Consider the following 22,929-nt stretch of genomic DNA (forward strand, 5'->3'; position numbering starts at 1 on the left):
GCCGCCCGCAGGTCCCCCGCCGCCCCATTGGCCGCCCACCGGGCCCCCATTTCGTGCGGGGGGGGGGGCCCTTCCGCACGAAGGGCCGCGCCGAAGTGGGGGCTCAGACGTCCAGGGTGCCCACGTGGTGGACGCGGACGAGGTTGGTGGAGCCGGCGAGGCCGGGCGGGGAGCCGGCGGTGATGATGACGATGTCGCCCTTCTGGCAGCGGCCCAGGGACAGCAGGGCGGCGTCGACCTGTTCGACCATCTGGTCGGTGGTCGGGGCGAAGGGGCCGAGGAAGGTCTCGACGCCCCAGGTGAGGGCGAGTTGGCTGCGGACGGCGGGTTCGTAGGTGAAGGCGAGGACGGGGATGGGCGAGCGGTAGCGGGTCAAGCGACGCGCGGTGTCGCCGGACTGGGTGAAGGCGATGAGGTACTTGGCGTGCAGGAAGTCGCCGATCTCGGCGGCCGCGCGGGCGACGGCGCCGCCCTGGGTGCGCGGTTTGCTGCCGATGGTCAAGGGCGGCAGGCCTGCCGCCAGGATGTCGTTCTCGGCGGCCTCGATGATGCGGCCCATGGTCTTGACGGTCTCGACGGGGTACTTGCCCACCGAGGTCTCGCCGGAGAGCATCACCGCGTCCGTCCCGTCCAGGACGGCGTTGGCGACGTCGGAGGCCTCGGCGCGGGTGGGCCGGGAGGCGTTGATCATCGAGTCGAGCATCTGGGTGGCGACGATGACCGGTTTGGCGTTGCGCTTGGCGAGCTTGACGGCGCGCTTCTGGACGAGCGGGACCTGTTCGAGGGGCATCTCCACACCCAGGTCGCCGCGGGCCACCATGACGCCGTCGAAGGCGTCGACGATGGCTTCCAGGTTCTCGACCGCCTGCGGCTTCTCGATCTTGGCGATGACCGGGACGAACCGCCCCTCCTCGGCCATGATCCGGTGGACGTCGAGGATGTCGCGCCCGCTGCGGACGAAGGAGAGCGCGACGAGGTCGGCGCCGGTCCGCAGGCCCCACCGCAGGTCGGCGACGTCCTTGTCGCTGAGCGCGGGGACGGAGACGGCGACGCCGGGGAGGTTGAGGCCCTTGTGGTCGGAGACGAGGCCGCCCTCGATGACGATGCACCGCACGTGCGGCCCGTCGACCTCGGTGACCTCCAGGGTGACGCGGCCGTCGTCGACGAGGATGCGCTCGCCGCGCGAGACGTCGCCGGCGAGGCCCTTGTAGGTGGTGCCGCAGATGTCCTTGTCCCCCACGACGCCGTCGTCGGTGGAGATCGTGAACTCGTCGCCGCGTTCGAGGAGTACGGGCCCGTGGGCGAAGGTGTCGAGGCGGATCTTCGGGCCTTGGAGGTCGACGAGGACGCCGACGCTGCGGCCGGTCTCGTCGGCGGCCTTGCGGACGCGGCGGTAGCGCTCCTCGTGTTCGATGTGGGAGCCGTGGCTGAGGTTGAAGCGGGCGATGTCCATCCCGGCGTCGACCAGGGCCTTGATCTGGTCGTACGAGTCGGTGGCGGGCCCGAGGGTACAGACGATTTTTGCTCGGCGCATACTGCTGAGCGTAGGCATTACCGGCGCGTAACACCGACGTGGGTCCGGGCCTCGGGATGACCTTTGCCGGACGGCGAGTTGAACAATCTGACACATCCTCGGACCGGTGTGCGACGGGCCCGGTCGCGGTGCTCGCCGCCCGGTCGGCCGATGCGATTCCGTGAAGGGGAGTTCACCCCCGGTTCACCGTCGCTTCGGCCGCCGCTCCCGGCCCGGCGGGACGCTCGTCACCCGGGGACCACCCGGTTGACGTAACGGACGTAACGGACGAGGGGGGAAGCATGAGGGGGAAGCGTTCGGCATGAGACGCGCGTTGGGGGTGCTGGCGGCCTTGGTGCTGCTCGGCGGAGTGACGTACGCGCTGATCCCGGACCCGGATCCGCATCCGGGGCCCGGGCCGCTCGTCAAGGTGAACGGCCTGATCGGTTCGGAGAAGCGCGCCTTCTTCGAGAACCAGGAGGTCAAGGACGAGTTGGCGAAGCAGGGACTGGAGGTGCACGCGGACTCGACCGGTTCGTGGACGATGGTCGACCAGGCGAACCAGGCGAACATCGACTTCGCCTTCCCGGCGAGCACGTCGCCGGTGAAGGACATCCAGAAGATCTGGGGCCTCCAGGACTCGCCGCTGGTGCCGTTCTACTCGCCGCTGGTGATCGTGACGCACGAGGCCGTCGCGGCCGTGCTGAAGGCGAACGGCCTGGCGACCGAGGACGCGGGCATCGTGACGTTCCGGATGGACGCGTACCTGGAGGCGTTGCGGAACAGCAAGAAGTGGCAGGACCTGAACGGCGCGACCGCCCACCCCGAGCTGTCCGGCCGGATCTTCGTGACCACGACGGACCCGCAGAGCTCGTCGTCGGGCGCGATGTACGTCGCCCTGCTGTCGTACCTCCTCAACAGCCACCAGCCGGTGGCCGACCAGGCGGGGATCGACGCCTCGAAGGACGTCCTGCGCACCGCGACGTCCGTGCAGGGCGGCCAGAAGAGCAGCAGCGACGAGCCGTTCAAGGACTTCCTGGCGGGCGTCGGCAACCCGCTGGTGTTCGCCTACGAGTCGCAGGCCGCGCAGCTCGTGCTGAGCGGCGTGCCGACCGGCGACATGGTGGTGATGTACCCGGACTCGACGATCTACTCGGACCACACGGTGGTCGCCCGCGACGACAAGGGCGCCAAGCTGGCCGGCCTGCTCCAGGACGATCCCGAACTCCGGCGCCTGGAGGCGAAGTTCGGCTTCCGCCCGCAGGCCGACAAGGACGTGTTCGCCAAGGAGGTGAACGGCCGGAAGCCGACGTTCGCGCCGGACCTCTCGTCGGCGAAGTTGAAGCAGTGGCAGGTGCCGACCAAGGACGTCCTGCAGAAACTGGTCGCCGCGGCGAAGGGGAACGCTCAGTGAACAGCCGTACCGTCCGTACGACGTGGCGCCTGGCCGCCTCCGCCGTGGCGCTCCTCGTGGCGACGGCCTGCACGTCCTCGGCGCCGAAGCCCGACCCGTCCCCCAACGCCACGGACGCTCCCGCGCCCACCGCGCGCCCTGGTGTGCTGCGGATCCTGGCGGGCAGCGAGCTGCAGGACATGGCGCCGATCCTGGAGGACGCGAAGAAGGCCACCGGGGTGACGGTCCAGTTCGCGTGGACGGGCTCGCTCGACGGCGCCGACGCCGTGTCCTCGGGCAAGGCGGACGGCAAGTACGACGCGGTGTGGTTCCCGTCGAACCAGTACCTGCGCCTGGACGGCAACGGACGGTCGAAGCTCCTGTCCGAGACCCCGGTCATGGTCTCCCCGGTGGCGGTCGGCGTGCGCTCCTCCGTCCTGGGCGACCTGGGCTGGGGGGACGGTTCGAAGGTCACCTGGGCGCAGATCGGGGACGCGGCGTCGGCCGGGAAGCTGTCGTACGGGATGTCCGATCCGTCCCGGTCGAACTCGGGCTTCTCGACGCTGGTCGCGGTGGCGTCGGCGTTCTCGGGGGCGGGGGCGGCGCTGACCGAGGAGGACGTGCAGAAGGCGACGCCGTCGCTGAAGAAGTTCTTCACCGGCCAGAAGCTGACCTCGGGCTCGTCGGGCTGGCTGGCGCAGGCGTACACCCGGGCGGAGCCGGGCAAGGTGGGGGCGCTGGTCAACTACGAGTCGGTGCTGCTGTCGATGAACAAGACGCTGCCGGCTGACCGGCAGCTGACGGTCGTGCGCCCGGTGGACGGCGTGGTGTCGGCGGACTACCCGCTGTCGCTGCTGTCGTCCAGCGCCCAGAGCGAGCGCGACTCGTTCCAGCGGCTCACGCAGTACCTGCTGACGCCGGACGTGCAGAAACGCATCTCCGAGGTGACGCTGCGCCGCCCGGTGACCCCGGGGGCCGCGGCCGCGCCGTCGTTGCCGTCCGACCGCCGCCGGGAGCTGCCGTTCCCGGGCACCCGGGCCGTCGCGGACGGGCTGCTGTCCTCGTACCAGAACGAGCTGCGCCGCCCGTCCCGGACGGTGTACGTGCTGGACACCTCCGGTTCGATGGAGGGCTCGCGGATCACGTCGCTGAAGTCCGCGCTCGGCCGCCTGACCGGCACCGACGACACCCGCGGGGTGAGCCGCTTCCGGGACCGCGAGGAGGTCACGCTGATCTCCTTCGCGTCCAAGGTGAAGTGGACGAAGACGCACGCGGTGCCGGCCTCCGGCAGCCGGCCGGGGCCGGAGGCGGAGCTGGGGTCGATCAACGCGGACGTGCAGTCCCTGTCGGCCGACGGCGGCACGGCGCTGTACGACGCACTGGAGGAGGCGTACCGGGTGATCGACCGGCAGCAGAAGGCGGCCGGGGACGACCGGTTCACCTCGATCGTGCTGATGACGGACGGGGAGAGCAACGAGGGCGCCACGGACGGGGACTTCAAGAAGTTCCACGACGCGCTGGCGGCCGGGCCGAAGGCGATCCCGGTCTTCCCGATCAAGTTCGGCGAGGCGGCGGTGAGCCAGCTGCAGGGGATCGCGGACGAGAGCGGCGGCAAGCTCTTCGACGGGACGAGCTCGCTGGACGGCGTGTTCGAGGAGATCCGTGGCTACCAGTGACGGGCCCGGCCGGCAGGCCCTGAAGTACCTGGAGTCGGGCCGGAACCTGGTCGGCTGCGCGGGCGGCGCGATCGGGCTGGGGCTGCACTTCGCGGGCCTGGGCGGGGCGTGGTGGCCGGGGGTGGTGGCGGGCCTGTACGCGGCGGGCGCGCTGCTCGCGCCCGGGCCGAAGGACGACCCGCCGGAGCACCCCGAGCTGGACGCCCTGGTCGCCTACCTGCGGACCGTCCCGCTGCCGCCCGCCGCCCGGGTGGACGGCCTGCTGGAGGCGCTGCGCGCCGCCGGGCCGGGCCCGGCGGCGGGGCGGCGGATCGTGCGGGACGGCCTGCCGCTGGCCGTGGCCGGCTACCTGCGGGCCCGCACGTGGCAGCCGTGGGCGGGCGCGGACGGTCCGGATCCGGAGGCCGAACTCGCGCGCGAGGTGGGCCTGCTGAGCGCACAACTCGGCTGATTTCCGCCTTTACCACTCGCAGGCCCCGTGCACTCACGTCACGAACGAGTCGCCAAGATCTCACCTGTTGGAAACGTCGGAGGGCTATCCATCCGCCCGCGCGCACGGCACACTTCTACGCGCGTCCTTCTACGCGCGTCAAACGGGGTTGTACGGAGTTGCACGGGGGTTTCACGCCACACCGGCCCCGGTTGACGGTCCATTCGCCAGCAAGTCCCCCCACTCGGGAGAGTCGTCGATGTCCCTGAACCGCCGTGACTTCGTCACCCGGTCCGCCGCCACCGCCGCCGGTGCCGCCCTGGCCGGCGGCACCGCCCTCGCCGCCGCCCCCGCCGCCGCGGCCGCCGAGCCGGACACCGCGCAGGCCAAGGGCACCAAGCACCGCGGCGAAGACCGCAAGCAGGCCTTCACCGTCATGGGCACCACCGACCTGCACGGCCGGGTGCTCAACTGGGACTACTTCACCGACGCCGAGTACGTCGACAAGGCGCACAACGCGGTGGGCCTCGCCAGGATCTCCACGCTGGCCAACCAGGTCCGCGAGGAGAAGGGCTGGGACCGCTGCCTGCTGATCGACTCCGGCGACATCATCCAGGGCACCCAGCTCACCTACTACTACGCCCGGGTCGAGCCGATCGCCACCGACGGCGACAACGTGCCGGACCACCCGATGGCCGTCGCCATGAACCTCATGGGCTACGACGCCGCCGCGCTCGGCAACCACGAGTTCAACTACGGCATCCCGACCGTGAAGGCCTTCGAGGACCAGCTGGAGTTCCCGCTGCTCGGCGCCAACGCCCTGCACGCGAAGAACGAGAAGCCCGCCTTCAAGCCGTACGTGATCAAGGAGGTGTGGCTGGACGAGGACACCCCGATCAAGGTCGGCATCCTCGGCCTCACCAACCCGGGCATCGCGATCTGGGACAAGGCCAACGTCAGCGGCCAGATGGTCTTCCCGGGCATCGTCGAGACCGCCGCGAAGTACGTGCCCCGGATGAAGGCCGCGGGCGCGGACGTCATCGTCGTCTCCGCCCACTCCGGCATCGACGAGGCCACCACCTACGGCGACCAGCTCCCCTGGCCCGAGGACGCCTCCGGCGAGATGGCCGAGAAGGTCCCGGACATCGACGCGGTGCTCGTCGGCCACACCCACAAGGAGGTGCCGCAGCGCCTCATCGTCAACAAGAAGACCGGCAAGACGGTCGTGCTGTCCGAGCCGCTGTGCTGGGGCCAGCGCCTGAGCTGCTTCGACTTCGAGGTCGAGCTCGTCGACGGCGCCTGGAAGGTGCTGTCGGTCTCCTCGCGCGTGCTGAACTCCAACACCGTGCCGGAGAACCCGGAGATCTCGAACGCCATCACCGACCAGCACAAGAAGGTCGTGGCGTACGTCAACCAGAACATCGGCACCAGCAAGATCGAGCTGTCGATCGCCGACGCCCGGTTCAAGTCGACCCCCATCGTCGACCTGATCGGCAAGGTGCAGGCCGACGCGGTGAAGGCGGCGCTGGCGGGCGGGCAGTACGCCAACCTGCCGGTGCTCGCGCAGGCCGCGCCGTTCAACCGCACCGCGATGATCCCGGCCGGCCAGGTCAAGCTGCGCGACGCGGCCGGCCTGTACATCTACGAGAACACCCTGGAGGCCCGCATCCTGACGGGCGCCCAGCTCAAGGACTACCTGGAGTTCTCGGCCAAGTACTTCAACCAGCTCGCCGCGGGCGCCCCGGTCAACAAGGACACCCTGACCAACGCCGAGGACACCCCGGACTACAACTACGACTCGATCTACGGCCTGAGCTACGACATCGACGTCTCGCAGCCGAAGGGCAGCCGGATCGTCAACCTGTCCTACCAGGGCAAGCCGATCGACCCGGCCGCCCAGTTCGTCCTCGCGGTCAACAACTACCGCGCCAACGGCGGCGGCAACTTCCCGCACGTCGCGACCGCCAAGGCGGTCTGGGCGAACTCCGACGAGATCCGCAACACGATGATCGCCTGGGTGAAGGCCAAGGGCGTCATCGACCCGGCCGACTTCTTCACCAACTCCTGGCGCCTGGTCCGCGCCGGCCAGCCGGTCTTCTAAGCCCCACCACGAAGGCCGCCGCCCCGGACACCACGTCCCGGGACGGCGGCCTTTCGCCGTCCGCGCTGGAAGAATCCGAGCCGTCCGACACCGGCTACCACCAGCGCTGGAACGGCACGTTCGGCGACCGCGTGCCGATCCCCGCCCCCTTCGGGTTCGAGCTCGCCACCGACGCTCTCCTCCGCTATCCCGCCTGATCGATCGAGCCTCCCGACGAGACGACGGGACATCTTCCGAAGACTTGAGGATATTCATCCGCTCGTTCGATCTCCCTACCGTGGAGGCATCGCCAAACGGCCCGGCGGACGGGCCGGCCACGGACAGGGAGAGTTCGATGCGTGCAGTGATCCAGAAGGCGTTCGGTGGGCCCGAGGTGCTGGAGGTGGTCGAGGTGGAGCGGCCGCAGCTGTTGAGCGGGGAGGTGCTGGTGCGGGTGCGGGCCAGTGCGGTGAACCCGGCGGACATCGCGGTGCGGTCGGGGGCGTTCCCGCTGCTCGGGGAGCCGCCGTTCGGGGTCGGGTGGGACGTGTCCGGGGTGGTCGAGGAGGCCGCGCCCGGGGCCCGGTACCGGGTGGGCGAGGAGGTGTACGGGATGCCGTTCTTCCCGCGCGCCGCCACCGGCTACGCCGAGTACGTCGCCGCGCCCTCGCGCCAGCTGGCCCGCAAGCCCGCGACGCTCGACCACGTGCAGGCGGCGGCCCTGCCGCTGGCCGCGCTGACGGCCTGGCAGGGCCTGGTGGACCTGGCCGGCGTCACGAAGGGACAGCGGGTGCTGGTCCACCGGGCCGCGGGCGGCGTCGGCCACCTCGCCGTGCAGATCGCCAAGGCCCGCGGCGCGTACGTGATCGCGCTGGCGAGCGAGCCCAAGCACGCGTTCGTGAAGGGGCTCGGCGCGGACGAGGTGATCGACTACCGCACCACCGACTACACCGAGGCGGTCTCGGACGTCGACGTCGTCTTCGACTCGTCCTCCGAGGGCACCAAGGCGTTGGAGGTGCTGAAGCCCGGCGGCACGCTGGTCACGATCATGGAGCACTGGAACAAGGACCTCGCCGCCGAGATCGAGGCCGCCGGCCGCCGCTTCGCCGGGGTGTCGGTGGAGCCGGACTACGCCGGCCTGGAGGCGATCGCCGCGCTGGTGGACGAGGGCCTGGTCCGTCCGCACGTCTCGGCGACGTTCCCGCTGGCGGAGGCCGGCCGGGCGCACGAGCTGGTGGCGTCCGGTAGCGTCCAGGGCAAGGTCGTCCTGACCGTCGACTGAACGGTACGAACGGGGAGAAGGGCCGGGAGTTGGACATCCTGACCGAGGCGCTGGGCTCGATGCGCACGGCGCACCCCGCGTCCGTCCGCACCGAGGGCCGTGCCCCCTGGGGCCTGCGGCTGCCGCCGGTGATGGGCGCCGGGTTCCACGTGGTGCTGCACGGCACGTGCTGGCTGGTGCCGCAGGACGGCCGCGCGGAGCCGCTGATGCTCGACACGGGGGACGTCGTCTTCATGCGGGACGGCAGGGGCCACGTCCTGGCCGACCACCCGGACACCCCGGCGCTCGACGCGTCGGCCTACCGGGTGGAGGAGAGCCTGCCGATCGGCACGCTCTCGCTGGGCGGCGGCGACGGCGCCCGCACCAGCCTGCTGTGCGGCAGCTACCACCTGGACCAGGGCCGCCCGCACCCGCTGGTGCGCCAGCTGCCGGAGCTGATCCACCTGGCGAGCGGGCGCGGCTCGCACCCCGAACTGGACGCCGCCGTGCGGCTGTTGGGCGCCGAGCTGGAGCGCCCGCGGATCGGCTCGGCCGGGATCGTGCCGGCGCTGGTCGACGCGCTGCTGCTGTACATCCTGCGCGCCTGGTTCGAGGCGCAGCCGCCCGCGACGGCCGCCGGGTGGGCGGCCGCGCTGGGCGATTCGGCGGTGGCGCCGGCGCTGGCGGCGATCCACGGCGCGCCGGCGACGGCGTGGACGGTGGAGGCGCTGGCGGGGCGTTCGGGCCTGTCCCGGGCGGCGTTCGCCCGCCGGTTCAGCTCGATGGTGGGCGAGCCGCCGATGGCGTACCTGACGCGGTGGCGGATGACGACGGCGGCGCGTCTGCTGCGGGAGTCGGACGCGCCGCTGACGGCGGTGGCGGCGCAGGCGGGCTACGGCTCGGAGTACGCGTTCGCGAAGGCGTTCAAGCGGGAGTACGGGCGGGCTCCCGGCGGTTACCGCCGGGAGGCCCGGGCCGCTTGACCGCAGCAGCGGCGGCAGCAGCAGCAGCAGCGGATCAGAACGGGAAGCGGCTGCGCCCGTGCTGGATCGAGATCCACTTCACCGTGGTGAACGCGTCGACCGTGTACTCGCCGTTGAGCCGTCCGACGCCGGAGTTCTTCTCGCCGCCGAAGGGCACGATCGGCTCGTCGGCGATGGTCCCGTCGTTGACGTGGATCATGCCGGTCTCGATCCGCTTGGCCACCCGCACGCCGCGCTCGACGTCGCCGGTGTGCACGGCGCCGCTGAGGCCGAAGGGGGTGTCGTTGGCGATGCGGACGGCCTCGTCCTCGCCGTCGACGGGCACCACGAGGACGACGGGGCCGAAGAGTTCGCGCTGGAGGATGGGCGAGTCCGCGGGGACGTCGGTGAGGACGACGGGGTCCATGAGGCTGCCGACGGTGGCGCCGCGCAGGAGGACGGTGGCGCCGGCCTGGACGGCCTGGTCGACCTGGGCGTTGATGGAGTCGGCCTGGACGGGGTTGATGAGCGGGCCGATCTGGGTGGCCGGGTCCCTGGGGTCGCCGACGGTGAGCGAGGCGATCTTGGCGACGAACTTCTCGGTGAACTCGGCGACGACGCCGCGGTCGACGAGCACCCGGTTGGCGGCCATGCAGACCTGGCCCTGGTGGGCGAAGCGGCTGAACACGGCGGCGTCGACGGCGTAGTCGAGGTCGGCGTCGTCGAGGACGATGAGGGCGCTGTTGCCGCCGAGTTCGAGGACGGTGCGCTTGAAGTGGGAGGCGGCGACGGTGGCGACGTGGCGGCCGACCTTGTCCGAGCCGGTGAAGGAGATGACCTTGGGCACCGGGTGCTCGATGAAGGCGTCGCCGATCTCGGCGATGTCGGTGACGACGACGTTGAGCAGCCCGGCGGGCAGTCCGGCGTCGGCGAAGATCTTGGCGAGGAGGGTGCCGCCGACGACCGGGGTCTCCTGGTGCGGCTTGAGCACGACGCCGTTGCCGAGCGCGAGGGCGGGGCCGACGGCCTTGAGGGACAGGAACAGCGGGAAGTTGAACGGGCTGATCACGCCGACGACGCCGACGGGCAGCCGGTAGAGGCGGTTCTCCTTGCCGTCGACGGGCGAGGGCAGCAGGCGGCCCTCGGCGAGCAGGGAGAGCTGCATGCACTCGCGCAGCATGTCCTTGGTGAGGGAGAGTTCGAAGCCGGCCTTGAGGGCGGTGCCGCCGAGTTCGGCCATGATGGCGCGGGTGATCTCGTCCTCGCGCTCCTCGACGAGGCGCAGCGCGCGCTCGAACACGAGCCGGCGGGCGTAGGGGTTGGTGGCGGCCCATTCCTTCTGGGCGCGGGCGGCGGCGCGGTAGGCCCGGTCGACCTGTTCGACGGTGGCGACGGTGACGGTGGCGAGTTTGTCGCCGGTGTAGGGGTCGACGTCGACGATGTCCCAGGAGCCGTCGCCGGCCAGCCATTCGCCGTCGATGTACTGCGCCGCCAACTCGGAGAAGTACGACATCCGATCCCTCTCGTGCCTGAGACGCGTGCCCAGGAGATCGCGCCTGGCACGGTTCGGTGTGGAACGCCTTTGATCAGATCTGATCGGTGCTCATCGTACTGATGGACTAAAGCTCTTGGCGTACGGAGCGCAGAAGTTCCCGGGTCGGTTCGGCGCCGAGGCTGTCGGCGAGGAGGCCTTCCATGGCGCCGGTGTACTCGGCGACCTCGGCGGGCTTGTCGAGGTAGAGCGCGGTGGTGAACTGCTCCAGGTAGACGACGTCGGGCAGTTCGGGTTCGGCGAAGCCGAGCACGGTGAACGCGCCGCCCTCGGCGCGCAGTCCGCCGAAGCCCAGCGGCATCACCTGGAGGTCGACGTTGGGCAGGTCGGTGAGGTCGAGCATCCGGTCGATCTGGGCCCGCATCAGTTCCGGTCCGCCCCAGGGGCGGCGCAGCGCGGCCTCGTCGAGGACGGCGAGCAGGTGGGGGGCGCGGTCGGCGGTGAGGACGGCCTGGCGTTTGAGGCGGACCTCGACGCGGCGTTCGATCTCGTCGGGTTCGGTGACGTGGCCGCCGGCGGCGATGACGGCGCGGGCGTAGTCGGGGGTCTGGAGGAGCCCGTGGACGAACTGGACCTCGTAGCTGCGGATCTCGGTGGCGGCCTCCTCCAGGCCGACGTAGTTCTGGAACCAGGGGGGCAGCACGTCACCGTAGCCGTGCCACCAGGAGGTGGCGTTGGCGTCGCGGACGAGGCCGAGGACGCCGGCGCGCTCGTGTTCGGCGTCGACGCCGTAGAGGGTGAGCAGGTCGGCGACGTCGCGTTCCTTGAAGCCGACCCGGCCGAGCTCCATGCGGCTGATCTTGGACTCGGAGGCGCGGATCGAGTAGCCGGCCTCCTCGCGGCTGACGCCCCTGGCCTCGCGGAGTTTGCGCAGGTGTGATCCCAGCAGCAGGCGCCGCACCGTCGCGCCTCCGCCTGCCTGAGTCGTGCTCATCGCGTCAACCTCCGCACTCGCGCAGCCCCCCGGCCGTCGGCCGCAGTCTGCCATCTGGCACCGACGAACAACAGTCCGTCAGGCGGTGCGTTCCAGCCGTAGCAGCGCGGGCACGGCGGCGGCGCTGAGGACGAGCAGGAAGAGCCAGGGCAGGGCGGCGGCGCGGGCGAGGAGCAGGGTGAGCAGGGCGGGGGCGACGGCCTGGCCGACGTTCCAGGAGAGTTGGTAGAGGGCGAGGTACCGGCCGCGCCGCTCGGGGTCGGCGAGGGAGACGCTGAGGTCCTCGCGGAAGGGGGTGGCGACGGTCTCGGCGAGGTTGTAGACGGCAATGGCGGCGAGGAGTCCGGCGAGGACGGCCCAGCCGGGGGCGGCGGCGACGAGGGCGAAGAGGCCGAAGGCGAGCGCGTTGAGCAGGGCACCGGCGGCGACGACCCGGGTGGGGCGGAAGCGTTCGAGCCGGCGGGCGACGGCGTTCTGGGTGAGCACCACCTGGACGCCGTTGAGGACGAGCAGCGCGCCGGCCGTCCACGCGTCGCGGTGCAGGCCGGCGGTGAGGTAGGCGGCGAGCAGCACGCTGAGGACCATCGAGGCGAGGACGAAGGTCAGGTTGACGGCGATCAGCAGCAGGTAGCGCCGGTCGCGCAGGACGGCGCCGTAGCCGCCGGGGGCGGCCGTGCGGGCCTGCGGGGGCAGGGCGGCCCCGGCGGGCCGCCAGGTGGCCAGCAGGGCCGCGGCGAGGGCGTAGCTGGCCGCGTTGAGCCCGACCAGGAGCCGCAGGGCGCCGCCGTCGGCGACCAGGACGGCGCCGAGCGCGCCGCCGAGGCCGAGTCCGGCGTTGCGCAGGGTCTGGACGAGCGCGAACCAGCGCGGGCGCTGCCCCTCGTCGGCGGCGAGGACGACCAGGCCGGTGCTGGAGGTCCAGTAGGCGGCGTGGCCGGCCTGGGCGAGCAGGCAGACCAGCACGATCTGCCAGGCCTGGTGGGCGAGCAGGAAGCCGCCGTAGGCGAGGGCGGAGAGCGCGTTGCCGGCGGTGGCGACCGCGCGGGCGCCGTACCGGTCGAGCAGCGGGCCGACGGCGACGGCGGTGGGCAGGGCGAGCAGGCGCGCGGTGGAGACGGCGGCGCCGACGGCGGCGACGGACAGGCCGGTGGTGCCCGCGAAGTAGACGAGGGTGAAGGCGAGGATCAGTCCGGTGCCGAGGCTGTCGATGACGTGGGCGCCGATCAGGCGGGCGCGGCCGGCGGTGGCGGGCAGGCCGAGGCGGTCGCGCAGCGGGGGCGCGGTGACGGTGGTCATGGACCGAGCGTCCCTGGCATGATCGCCACCGCCCACTGATTCCACCAGGATCGAATCCTCACCGGAGGTGCCCGTGCTGACCTGGGAGTTCTCGGCGCAGGACCTGGCCCGCACGCGCTTCGCCCGTTCCCCGCTGACCGAGGTCGTGACGAGCGTCGAGGTGCTCAAGGACCCGGGCCGGCAGGCCGCGCACCTGCCGTGGGTGCGCGGGGCCCGGCAGCGGCTGGAGGGGGTTGGCTGGGAGCTGTTGTCGGCGCTGGTGCGGCTGCCGACGGTGTACGTGCCGGACTTCCTGACCCCGGTGCCGCCGGACGCGGACGGGACGTTCGAGGGGCAGACGGCCGTGCTGGCGGCCACCGACCCGGCCGTGGTGCGCCGCGACCTCGGCCGGCTCGACGGCGAACTCCACCCGCTGGTCGCCGAGTTGGCGCGGGACCCGGAGGCCGGCCTGGAGCGGCTGACGGCCGAGGTACGGGCGTACTGGGATGCGGCGATCGCCCCGCACTGGCCGCGGATGCAGCGGCTCGTCGACGGGGAGGTCCTGCGCCGCGGCCGGCAGATGTCGGCGGGCGGCCCGGCGGCGCTCTTCGCGGACCTGCACCCGCGGGTGTCCTGGGAGCACGACACCCTGCGGATCGGGCACCGGATCGACGTCCACCGGCGGCTGGACGGTGAGCGCGGCCTGGTCCTGCTGCCGACGGTCTTCGCCTGGCCGGGCGTGTTCTCCCAGCAGAACCCGCCGTGGCAGCCCGCCCTGGTCTACCCGCCGCGCGGGGTCGCGACGCTGTGGGAGGCGGCGGCCACCCCCGTCCCCGAGGGCCTGGCCCGCGTGCTCGGCCGCACCCGCGCCCGGCTGCTCGCCGAGCTGGACTCCCCCGCCTCGACCACCGAGCTCGCCGCCCGGACCGGCCTGTCCGCCCCGAACGTCTCCCACCACCTGGGCGCCCTGCACGACGCCGGCCTCCTGGCCCGCCACCGCACCGGCCGCACCGTCCTGTACACCCGCACCGAGGCGGCGGACCTGCTGCTGCGCCCGTGACGAAGCGGAACGCGCCCCACCCCGTGGCCGAAACCCATCAACCACCGTGCGGCAGAAGAGACTTCACGCAGAAAACGCGTCGGCGCTCGCCCCCCAACTGGTCGGGGAAGGGGGCGAGCGCCAGGAGACCGCATTGGCCCGACGACGCTGGCGGGGGCAGCGGGTTGAGCTCCCGGCAATGCGGTGCCGGGGGTTCAGGGGGCCGGTCGGACCGTCAGACCACGAGCGGGCGGTCGGTGGGCCGGATCGGGGCCGGAAGCGGGGTCTTGCCACCGAGGTACTTGTCCACCGCCGCGGCGGCCGAACGGCCCTCCGCGATGGCCCAGACGATCAGGGACTGGCCACGGCCGGCGTCTCCGCAGACGTACACGCCATCGACATTGGTGGCGAACCGGCCGTCGCGGCCAATGTTACCGCGCGCGTCGAGGTCCACCCCCAGCTGCTCGACGAGCCCGTTCTTCACGTCCGTCCCGGTGAAGCCCATGGCCAGGGTGACCAGCTGCGCCGGGATGGCCCGCTCGGTGCCGGGGACCTGCTCGAACTTCCCGTCCTTGAACTCCACCTCGACGAGGTGCAGCTCCTGGACGTTGCCCTCCTCGTCGCCGCTGAGGTGGGTGGTGCTCACGGAGTAGATCCGCTCGCCGCCCTCCTCGTGCGCGGAGGTGACCTTGTACGTCATCGGCATGGTCGGCCAGGGCTGGTGCCCGGGCCGGTCCTCGCCCGGGCGCGGCATGATCTCCAGCTGGGTGACGGAGGCCGCCCCCTGCCGGTGCGCGGTGCCGACGCAGTCGGCGCCGGTGTCGCCGCCGCCGATGACGACGACGTGCTTGCCGTTGGCGCTGACCGGCGACTCGACGAAGTCGCCCTCCTGCACCTTGTTGGCCAGCGGCAGGTACTCCATGGCCTGGTAGACGCCCTTGAGCTCGCGCCCGGGCACCGGCAGGTCGCGGGCCGTGGTGGCGCCGGCGGCGACGACGACGGCGTCGAAGCGCTCGCGCAGCTGCTGCCCGGTGATGTCCTCGCCGACGTGGACGCCGGTGCGGAAGCGGGTGCCCTCCGCGCGCATCTGCTCGACGCGGCGGTTGATGTGGCGCTTCTCCATCTTGAACTCGGGGATGCCGTAGCGCAGCAGGCCGCCGATGCGGTCGGCGCGCTCGTACACCACCACGGTGTGCCCGGCCCGGGTGAGCTGCTGGGCGGCGGCGAGGCCGGCCGGGCCGGAGCCGACGACGGCGACGGTCTTGCCGGAGAGGCGCTCGGGGATCTGCGGGGTGACGCCGCCGCGGTCCCACGCCTTGTCGATGATGGTGACCTCGACGTTCTTGATGGTCACCGCGTCCTGGTTGATGCCGAGCACGCACGCGGACTCGCACGGGGCCGGGCACAGGCGGCCCGTGAACTCCGGGAAGTTGTTGGTCGCGTGCAGCCGCTCGATCGCGCCGACGAAGTCGTCCCGGTAGGCGAGGTCGTTCCACTCGGGGATGAGGTTCCCGAGCGGGCAGCCGTTGTGGCAGAACGGGATGCCGCAGTCCATGCAGCGGCCGGCCTGCTTGGTGATGATCGGCAGGAGGCTGCGTTCGACGTAGACCTCGTTCCAGTCCCGCAGACGGACGTCCACGGGACGGCGCTCGGCCAGCTGCTTGGGCGTGGTCAGGAAGCCCTTGGGGTCAGCCATGTGCCGCCTCCATCATCTTGCGAGTGGTCTCGGCCTCGGAGAGGCCATCGCGCTCAGCGGCGTCCTTGGCGGCGAGCACTGCCTTGTAGTCGGTCGGCATGATCTTGGAGAAGCGGGAGACCCCGCTGCCCCAGTCGGCCAGGAGTTCGGCGGCGACGGTGGAGCCGGTCTCCTCGTAGTGCTGCTGCACGGTCTCGCGCAGCCACTCGCGGTCGTCGGCGGTGGGGGCCTCGATGCCCACCATGCCGTCGTTGACGTTCGCGGGGCGCAGGTCGAGGACGTAGGCGATGCCGCCGGACATGCCGGCCGCGAGGTTGCGCCCGGTCTCGCCGAGGACGACGACCCGCCCGCCGGTCATGTACTCCAGGCCGTGGTCGCCCACGCCCTCGACGACGAGGGTGGCGCCGGAGTTGCGGACGGCGAAGCGCTCACCGGCCTTGCCGCGCAGGTGGATCCGGCCCGAGGTGGCGCCGTAGCCGATGGTGTTGCCGGCGATGACGTGGTTCTGCGCGTCGTTGCCGATGGCCGCGGCCTCGCGGGCCGGGCGGACGACGACGACGCCGCCGGACAGGCCCTTGCCGACGTAGTCGTTGGCGTCGCCCTCCAGGCGCAGGGTGACGCCGCGGGGCACGAAGGCGCCGAACGACTGCCCGGCGGAACCGGTGAAGGTGACGTCGATGGTGCCCTCGGGCAGGCCCTCGCCGCGGTAGCGCCTGGTCACCTCGTGGCCGAGCATGGTGCCGACCGTCCGGTTGACGTTGCGGATCGGCAGCTGGATGCGGACGGTCTCGCCGCGCTCCAGGGCGTCCTCGGCGAGGGTGATCAGCTGGTTGTCGAGGGCCTTGTCGAGCGCGTGGTCCTGCGTGGTGGTGCAGTGGCGCGCGGCACCCTCGGGCAGCTCGGGGACGTGGAAGAGCGGCGCCAGGTCCAGCCCGGCGGCCTTCCAGTGGTCGACGGCGGCCTGGGAGTTGATGTGCTCGGCGTGGCCGACGGCCTCCTCGATCGAGCGGAAGCCCAGCGAGGCCAGGATCTCCCGGACCTCCTCGGCGATGAACTCGAAGAAGTTGACGACGAATTCGGGCTTGCCGGAGAACCGGTCGCGCAGCACCGGGTTCTGGGTGGCGACGCCGACCGGGCAGGTGTCCAGGTGGCAGACGCGCATCATGATGCAGCCGGAGACGACGAGCGGGGCGGTCGCGAAGCCGAACTCCTCGGCGCCGAGCAGCGCGGCGATGACGACGTCGCGCCCGGTCTTCAGCTGGCCGTCGGTCTGGACGACGATGCGGTCGCGCAGCCCGTTGAGCAGCAGGGTCTGCTGGGTCTCGGCGAGGCCGAGCTCCCAGGGGCCGCCGGCGTGCTTGAGCGAGGTGAGCGGCGAGGCGCCGGTGCCGCCGTCGTGGCCCGACACGAGGACGACATCCGCGTGCGCCTTGGAGACGCCCGCCGCGACCGTCCCGACGCCGACCTCGGACACCAGCTTCACGTGGATGCGGGCGGCCGGGTTGGCGTTCTTGAGGTCGTGGATCAGCTGGGCGAGGTCCTCGATGGAGTAGATGTCGTGGTGCGGCGGCGGCGAGATGAGGCCGACGCCCGGGGTGGAGTGCCGGGTGCTGGCGACCCACGGGTAGACCTTGTGGCCGGGCAGCTGGCCGCCCTCGCCGGGCTTGGCGCCCTGGGCCATCTTGATCTGGATGTCGTCGGCGTTGACCAGGTACTCGGAGGTGACGCCGAAGCGGCCGGAGGCGACCTGCTTGATCGCCGAGCGGCGCTCGGGGTCGTACAGGCGGTCCGGGTCCTCGCCGCCCTCACCGGTGTTGGACTTGCCGCCGAGGCGGTTCATCGCGATGGCGAGGGTCTCGTGCGCCTCGCGGGAGATCGAGCCGTAGGACATGGCGCCGGTGGAGAAGCGCTTGACGATCTCGGAGACCGGCTCGACCTCCTCGACCGGGACGGCCTCGCGGCCGAGCGCGTCGAGCCGGAACAGGCCGCGCAGCGTCATGAGGCGCTCGGACTGCTCGTTCACCCGGTCCGTGTACTGCTTGAAGATGTCGTACCGGCGGTTGCGGGTGGAGTGCTGGAGCCGGAAGACGGTGTCCGGGTCGAACAGGTGCGGCTCGCCCTCGCGGCGCCACTGGTACTCGCCGCCGATCTCCAGCGCGCGGTGCGCGGCGGGGATGCCGGAGGCCGGGTAGGCCTTGGCGTGGCGGGCGGCGGTCTCCTTGGCGATCTCGTCCAGGCCGATGCCGCCGAGCTTGGTGGTGGTGCCGGCGAAGTAGCCGTCGACCAGCTCGTGCGAGAGGCCGATGGCCTCGAAGACCTGGGCGCCGCGGTAGGAGGCGACGGTCGAGATGCCCATCTTGGACATGACCTTGAGCACGCCCTTGCCGAGCGCCTTGATCAGGTTCCGGATGGCCTTCTCGGGCTCGACGCCCTGGATGAAGACGCCCTGGGCGACGAGGTCCTCGACGGACTCCATCGCCAGGTACGGGTTGACCGCGCCGGCGCCGTAGCCGACCAGCAGCGCGACGTGGTGCACCTCGCGGACGTCACCGGCCTCGACCAGCAGGGACACCTGGGTGCGCTGCTTGGTGCGGATGAGGTGGTGGTGGATCGCGGAGGTGAGCAGCAGCGAGGGGATCGGGGCGTGCTCGGCGTCCGAGTGGCGGTCGGAGAGCACGATGATGCGGGCGCCGTCGGCGATCGCGGCGTCGGCCTCGGCGGCGATCCCGGCCAGGCGCGCGGCCAGGCCCTCGCCGCCGCTGGCGACCTTGTAGAGGCCGGACAGCGTGACGGCCTTGAGGCCGGGCTGGTCCCCGTCGGCGTTGATGTGGACGAGCTTGGCCAGCTCGTCGTTGTCGATCACCGGGAAGGTGATGCCGACCGAGCGGCAGGCGGCGGCCTCGGCGGCCAGCAGGTTGCCCTCGGGGCCGAGGTTGCTGAGCAGCGAGGTGACGAGCTCCTCGCGGATGGCGTCCAGCGGCGGGTTGGTGACCTGCGCGAAGAGCTGCACGAAGTAGTCGAAGAGCAGGCGCGGCTTCTCGCTGAGCGCGGCGATCGGCGAGTCGGTGCCCATCGAGCCGAGCGCCTCGGCGCCGGTCTTCGCCATCGGCGCGAGGATGACCCGCAGCTCCTCCTCGGTGTAGCCGAAGGTCTGCTGGCGGCGGGTGACGGAGGCGTGGGTGTGGGCGATGTGCTCGCGCTCGGGGAGCTTGGCGAGCTGGATCTGCCCGGCGGTGACCCACTCCTCGTAGGGGTGCTCGGCGGCCAGGCCGGCCTTGATCTCCTCGTCCGGGACGATCCGGTTCTCGTTGAGGCAGACCAGGAACATCTTGCCGGGCTGGAGGCGGCCCTTCTGGACCACCTTCTGCTGGTCGAGGTCGAGGACGCCGACCTCGGAGGAGAGCACGACCAGGCCGTCCTCGGTGACCCAGTAGCGGGCCGGGCGCAGGCCGTTGCGGTCGAGCACGGCGCCGATCCGGGTGCCGTCGGTGAAGGTGACGCAGGCCGGGCCGTCCCAGGGCTCCATGAGGTTGGAGTGGTACTGGTAGAACGCGCGGCGGGCCGGGTCCATGGTGGCGTGGCTCTCCCACGCCTCCGGGATCATCATCAGCACCGAGTGCGGCAGCGACCGGCCGCCGAGGTGGAGCAGCTCCAGGACCTCGTCGAAGGAGGCCGAGTCGGAGTGGTCCGGGGTGCAGACCGGGAAGATCCGGCTCAGGTCGCCGGGGATGACGTCGGTGGCGAGCTGGGACTCGCGGGCGCGCATCCAGTTGCGGTTGCCCTTGACCGTGTTGATCTCGCCGTTGTGCGCGACGAAGCGGTACGGGTGGGCGAGCGGCCAGCTCGGGAAGGTGTTGGTGGAGAACCGCGAGTGCACCAGGCCGATGGCGGACGCGTAGGTGCGGTCCGACAGGTCGGGGAAGAAGGGCTCCAGCTGGCCGGTGGTCAGCATGCCCTTGTAGACGATGGTGCGGGCGGACAGCGACGGGAAGTAGACGCCGGCCTCGCGCTCGGCGCGCTTGCGGACGACGAAGGCGATCCGGTCGAGCTCGATCCCGGCCTTGTCGGCGTGCGACAGGAAGACCTGGCGGAAGCGGGGCATCACGCTGCGCGCGGTGGCGCCGAGGAGGTCGGGGGTGACGGGCACGTCGCGCCAGCCGAGGACGGTGAGGTCCTCCTCGGCGGCGATGGCCTCGATCTGCGCGACGGCGGCGGCGGCCGCCGCGTCCTCGTCCGGCAGGAAGGCGATGCCGACGGCGTAGGAGCCGGCGGCCGGGAGCTCGAAGGAGACCTTGCCGCGCAGGAAGGCGTCCGGGATCTGGGTGAGGATGCCGGCGCCGTCGCCGGAGTCGGGCTCGGCGCCGGTGGCGCCGCGGTGCTCCAGGTTGCGCAGGACGGTCAGCGCCTGCTCGACGATGGTGTGGTCGGCGATGCCGGTCAGCGTGGCGACGAAACCGACGCCGCAGGCGTCGTGCTCGTTTCGCGGGTCGTACAGGCCCTGAGCAGCAGGTCGCGCATCCGGAACGAGCGCGTACGGCGGGCGGGCGGCGCCGGCCTGGGGCTCGTTTGCGGAGTGCATGGATGCAGACAGCATCGGCTCTCCCGTCGTCGTCTTTCGGCAAGTTGGTGCACGTAGGGACGACGTTGGCCCTGATGCGGTGAAACGATTTCGTGCAAGTTACATGATGCCCAAGATCCCGGGAAGCGGAATGCCTCGTCCGCATGGTGGACGGATCCGCAGGTCACGGGGTGGGTGAAGGGACGCGCCACAGTGCACGTCCCGACGATTGTGCCCGGCGGTCGGCCGCCCGAAACAGGGGCGAAACCGGACCGCCACACGAGGCGATCAAGGTCGCCTGCGAATCCTTTCCCGGGGCCGCGTCGCAGATGCGAATCTGCGGCTCCAGGGCTCGGATGGTGAGACTAGGCCAGGCCATGCGCGACGGCCATGTGCGGAACGTCACGCATTCACCGGCATAGTCATGCAAGGGTCTGTGTCATCCCACAGCCCGCCGCCCGCCTCCCCGGGTCAGCCCACGTGCCCGCCGATGAGCCAGCCCAGCAGGTACGTCACCCCCGCGGCCGCGCCGCCCAGCACGAGCTGCCGCAGCCCGCTGTACCACCAGCTGCGCGCCGTCACACGGGCCACCACGGCGCCGCAGCCGAACAGCCCGGCCGCCGCGAGCAGCATGGCGGGCAGCAGCGTCGTCGCGCCCAGCAGGTACGGCAGGAGCGGCAGCAGGGCGCCGAGCGCGAAGCACACGAAGGAGGACGCGGCGGCGACCAGCGGCGAGGGCAGGTCGTTGGGGTCGATGCCCAGTTCCTCGCGGGCGTGGATCTCCAGCGCCTGGTCCGGGTTCGCGGACAGCTGCCGGGCCACCTCGTGGGCGAGGTCCGGGTCCACCCCGCGCGAGACGTACAGCTGGGCGAGCTCGGCCAGCTCCCCGTGCGGGTTGCGGCTCAGCTCCAGCCGCTCGGCCTCGATCTCGGCCTGGACGAGCTCGCGCTGCGAGGCCACCGAGGTGTACTCCCCCGCCGCCATCGAGCAGGCACCGGCCGCCAGCCCGGCGAGGCCGGTGAGGATCACCGTGCCGTTGGACGCCGCACCGCCGACCACACCGGTCATCAGCGCGAAGTTGGAGACGAGGCCGTCGACCGCACCGAACACCGCGGGCCGCAGCCAGCCGCCGTTGACGTCCCGGTGGTGGTCCGCCGCGGGTATGCGGGGGTGCTGCCCGGCCTCGGGCTCAAGGATGGTCGCGCTCACGGTTCTGCCCCTCCGTCTTCGTTCGTCTGACTCGAACGTAGCCGGGTTGACCTGGGCATTTCCAGCAAAGTAAGGCTGTCCGAACAGCACTGAGGCCACCCTTCGCAGGCGGTGCGAAGGGTGGCCTCAGTGCGGGGAACGCCCCAGGTCAGATCGGGTTCTCGACGTCCTTGCCGGCCTTCTCGGCGGTCGCGGCGGCCTTCTCGGCGCCCGGCTCATCGTCCGCATGCCGAGACAACTCGGCGGTCTCACCGGCTCCGGCGACCTTCTCGGACGGGGCGGCCTTCTTCTCGCCCGCCTCTGCCGTGCCCGCGGTCTCGGCCTTGCCCGACCCCTTGGCCTTGCCCGAACCATCGGCCTTGCCCACGGTCTCGGCCTTGCTGGCGGTCTCGGCCTTGTCCGCGATCGCGGCCTCCTCCTCGTGCGCGGCCGGGTCGATGCTCGCCGGGTCCTCGCGGCCGGGCCGCTTCTTGCCGACGATCAGGAAGTACGCCACGGCGCCGATGAACACCACGATGGACGTCCAGTCGTTCAGCCGCAGGCCGAAGTAGACGTGCGCCTCGTCGACCCGCAGCCACTCGGTCCAGAACCGGCCCACCGTGTACGCGGCCACGTACAGCGCGAACGCCCGGCCGTGGCCCAGCTTGAACCGCCGGTCCGCCCAGATCACCAGCAGCGCGACCCCGATGCACCACAGCGACTCGTACAGGAAGGTGGGGTGGTAGGTGGCGGCATCGGGCGTGGCGGCCGGACGGTGGGCGGGCGCGATCTCCAGGCCCCACGGGAGCGTGGTCGGCCGGCCGAACAGCTCCTGGTTGAAGTAGTTGCCCCAGCGCCCCATCGCCTGCGCGAGCGCGATGCCCGGCGCGATGGCGTCGGCGTACGCGGGCAGCGGCACGCCCCGGCGGCGGCAGCCGATCCAGGCGCCGACCGCGCCCAGCGCGACCGCGCCCCAGATGCCGAGGCCGCCCTCCCAGATCTTGAAGGCGTTCCAGGGGTTGCGGCCGTCGCCGAAGTACAGCTGGTGATCGGTGATCACGTGGTACAGCCGGCCGCCGACGAGGCCGAACGGCACGGCCCACACGGCGATGTCACCGACCGTGTGCTTGGCACCGCCCCGGGCGACCCAGCGCTTGCTGCCGAGCCAGACGGCGACGACGACACCGAGGATGATGCAGAAGGCGTAGGCGCGCAGCGGGACGGGTCCGAGGTGGAGGACGCCCCGCGACGGGCTGGGAATGAAGGCGATATCCATGACAGCTCCGACGCTACAGGGTCGGCGGCCCCCGCCGGACACCCCAGGGGTCACAGAAACCGAACAACAGGGGGCGGGGCCGCCCACGACGGCCGG

General features: G+C 71.7%; 15 protein-coding genes. 7 read left to right on the plus strand and 8 right to left on the minus strand.

The window, feature by feature from the left end:
• Positions 1 to 103: 103 nt before the first annotated feature.
• A complete protein-coding gene (gene pyk / locus ACFVU9_RS08420) occupies positions 104 to 1,534 on the minus strand; it encodes a pyruvate kinase (RefSeq protein ID WP_380440491.1) in 1,431 nt (476 codons plus the stop codon).
• A 301-nt stretch (positions 1,535 to 1,835) separates the two neighbouring features.
• Between pyk and ACFVU9_RS08425 the strand changes: the two genes are divergently transcribed.
• The 6 genes from ACFVU9_RS08425 (at position 1,836) to ACFVU9_RS08450 (ending at position 9,336) form a co-directional block, all read left to right on the plus strand.
• Positions 1,836 to 2,927, plus strand: coding sequence for a hypothetical protein (locus tag ACFVU9_RS08425; protein WP_380440493.1), 1,092 nt, complete (start codon positions 1,836 to 1,838; stop codon positions 2,925 to 2,927).
• Positions 2,924 to 4,582 (plus strand): extracellular solute-binding protein, encoded by a 1,659-nt coding sequence (locus tag ACFVU9_RS08430; RefSeq protein ID WP_380440495.1) that lies wholly within the window; start codon positions 2,924 to 2,926, stop codon positions 4,580 to 4,582. The genes ACFVU9_RS08425 and ACFVU9_RS08430 overlap by 4 nt, the downstream gene beginning before the upstream one ends.
• Positions 4,569 to 5,033 (plus strand): hypothetical protein, encoded by a 465-nt coding sequence (locus tag ACFVU9_RS08435; protein ID WP_387591245.1) that lies wholly within the window; start codon positions 4,569 to 4,571, stop codon positions 5,031 to 5,033. Before ACFVU9_RS08430 ends, ACFVU9_RS08435 begins: the two co-directional genes overlap by 14 nt.
• A gap of 238 nt (positions 5,034 to 5,271) precedes the next feature.
• Complete coding sequence (locus tag ACFVU9_RS08440) at positions 5,272 to 7,113, plus strand: bifunctional metallophosphatase/5'-nucleotidase (RefSeq protein ID WP_387591248.1); 1,842 nt, start codon at positions 5,272 to 5,274, stop codon at positions 7,111 to 7,113.
• Positions 7,114 to 7,447: 334 nt separating this feature from the next.
• Entirely contained in the window at positions 7,448 to 8,374 is a 927-nt protein-coding gene (locus ACFVU9_RS08445) for an NADP-dependent oxidoreductase (protein WP_387591251.1), read from the plus strand.
• Positions 8,375 to 8,403: 29 nt separating this feature from the next.
• Positions 8,404 to 9,336, plus strand: a complete 933-nt coding sequence (locus tag ACFVU9_RS08450; protein WP_387591254.1) for an AraC family transcriptional regulator — start codon at positions 8,404 to 8,406, stop codon at positions 9,334 to 9,336.
• 34 nt (positions 9,337 to 9,370) lie between these two features.
• On the opposite strand, the gene ACFVU9_RS08455 is transcribed toward ACFVU9_RS08450, so the two are convergent.
• The 3 genes from ACFVU9_RS08455 to ACFVU9_RS08465 form a co-directional block, all read right to left on the minus strand.
• A complete protein-coding gene (locus ACFVU9_RS08455; protein WP_387591257.1) occupies positions 9,371 to 10,828 on the minus strand; it encodes an aldehyde dehydrogenase family protein in 1,458 nt (485 codons plus the stop codon).
• Between the two features lie 106 nt (positions 10,829 to 10,934).
• On the minus strand, positions 10,935 to 11,801 hold the full coding sequence (locus ACFVU9_RS08460) for a helix-turn-helix domain-containing protein (RefSeq protein WP_380440509.1): 867 nt from the start codon (positions 11,799 to 11,801) through the stop codon (positions 10,935 to 10,937).
• Positions 11,802 to 11,879: 78 nt separating this feature from the next.
• Positions 11,880 to 13,097, minus strand: coding sequence for an MFS transporter (locus ACFVU9_RS08465; protein WP_387591260.1), 1,218 nt, complete (start codon positions 13,095 to 13,097; stop codon positions 11,880 to 11,882).
• Positions 13,098 to 13,164: 67 nt separating this feature from the next.
• Here ACFVU9_RS08465 and ACFVU9_RS08470 point away from each other — a divergent pair, with 67 nt between their 5' ends.
• Positions 13,165 to 14,136, plus strand: coding sequence for a DUF5937 family protein (locus ACFVU9_RS08470; RefSeq protein WP_380440513.1), 972 nt, complete (start codon positions 13,165 to 13,167; stop codon positions 14,134 to 14,136).
• 214 nt (positions 14,137 to 14,350) lie between these two features.
• On the opposite strand, the gene ACFVU9_RS08475 is transcribed toward ACFVU9_RS08470, so the two are convergent.
• The 4 genes from ACFVU9_RS08475 to lgt all read right to left on the minus strand — a co-directional run bounded on the left by ACFVU9_RS08475 (position 14,351) and on the right by lgt (position 22,833).
• Positions 14,351 to 15,811 carry a glutamate synthase subunit beta gene (locus ACFVU9_RS08475; RefSeq protein ID WP_387591264.1) on the minus strand — a complete coding sequence of 487 codons (1,461 nt, stop codon included), beginning with the start codon at positions 15,809 to 15,811 and terminating at the stop codon, positions 14,351 to 14,353.
• Complete coding sequence (gene gltB, locus ACFVU9_RS08480) at positions 15,804 to 20,390, minus strand: glutamate synthase large subunit (protein ID WP_387591267.1); 4,587 nt, start codon at positions 20,388 to 20,390, stop codon at positions 15,804 to 15,806. The genes ACFVU9_RS08475 and gltB overlap by 8 nt, the downstream gene beginning before the upstream one ends.
• Before the next feature lie 450 nt (positions 20,391 to 20,840).
• Positions 20,841 to 21,578, minus strand: coding sequence for a VIT1/CCC1 transporter family protein (locus tag ACFVU9_RS08485; protein WP_380440518.1), 738 nt, complete (start codon positions 21,576 to 21,578; stop codon positions 20,841 to 20,843).
• A gap of 148 nt (positions 21,579 to 21,726) precedes the next feature.
• Positions 21,727 to 22,833, minus strand: coding sequence for a prolipoprotein diacylglyceryl transferase (gene lgt / locus ACFVU9_RS08490; RefSeq protein ID WP_380440520.1), 1,107 nt, complete (start codon positions 22,831 to 22,833; stop codon positions 21,727 to 21,729).
• Between the last annotated feature and the right edge of the window lie 96 nt (positions 22,834 to 22,929).

Source organism: Kitasatospora sp. NPDC057936 (genome assembly GCF_042887525.1).
Lineage (GTDB): Bacteria > Actinomycetota > Actinomycetes > Streptomycetales > Streptomycetaceae > Kitasatospora.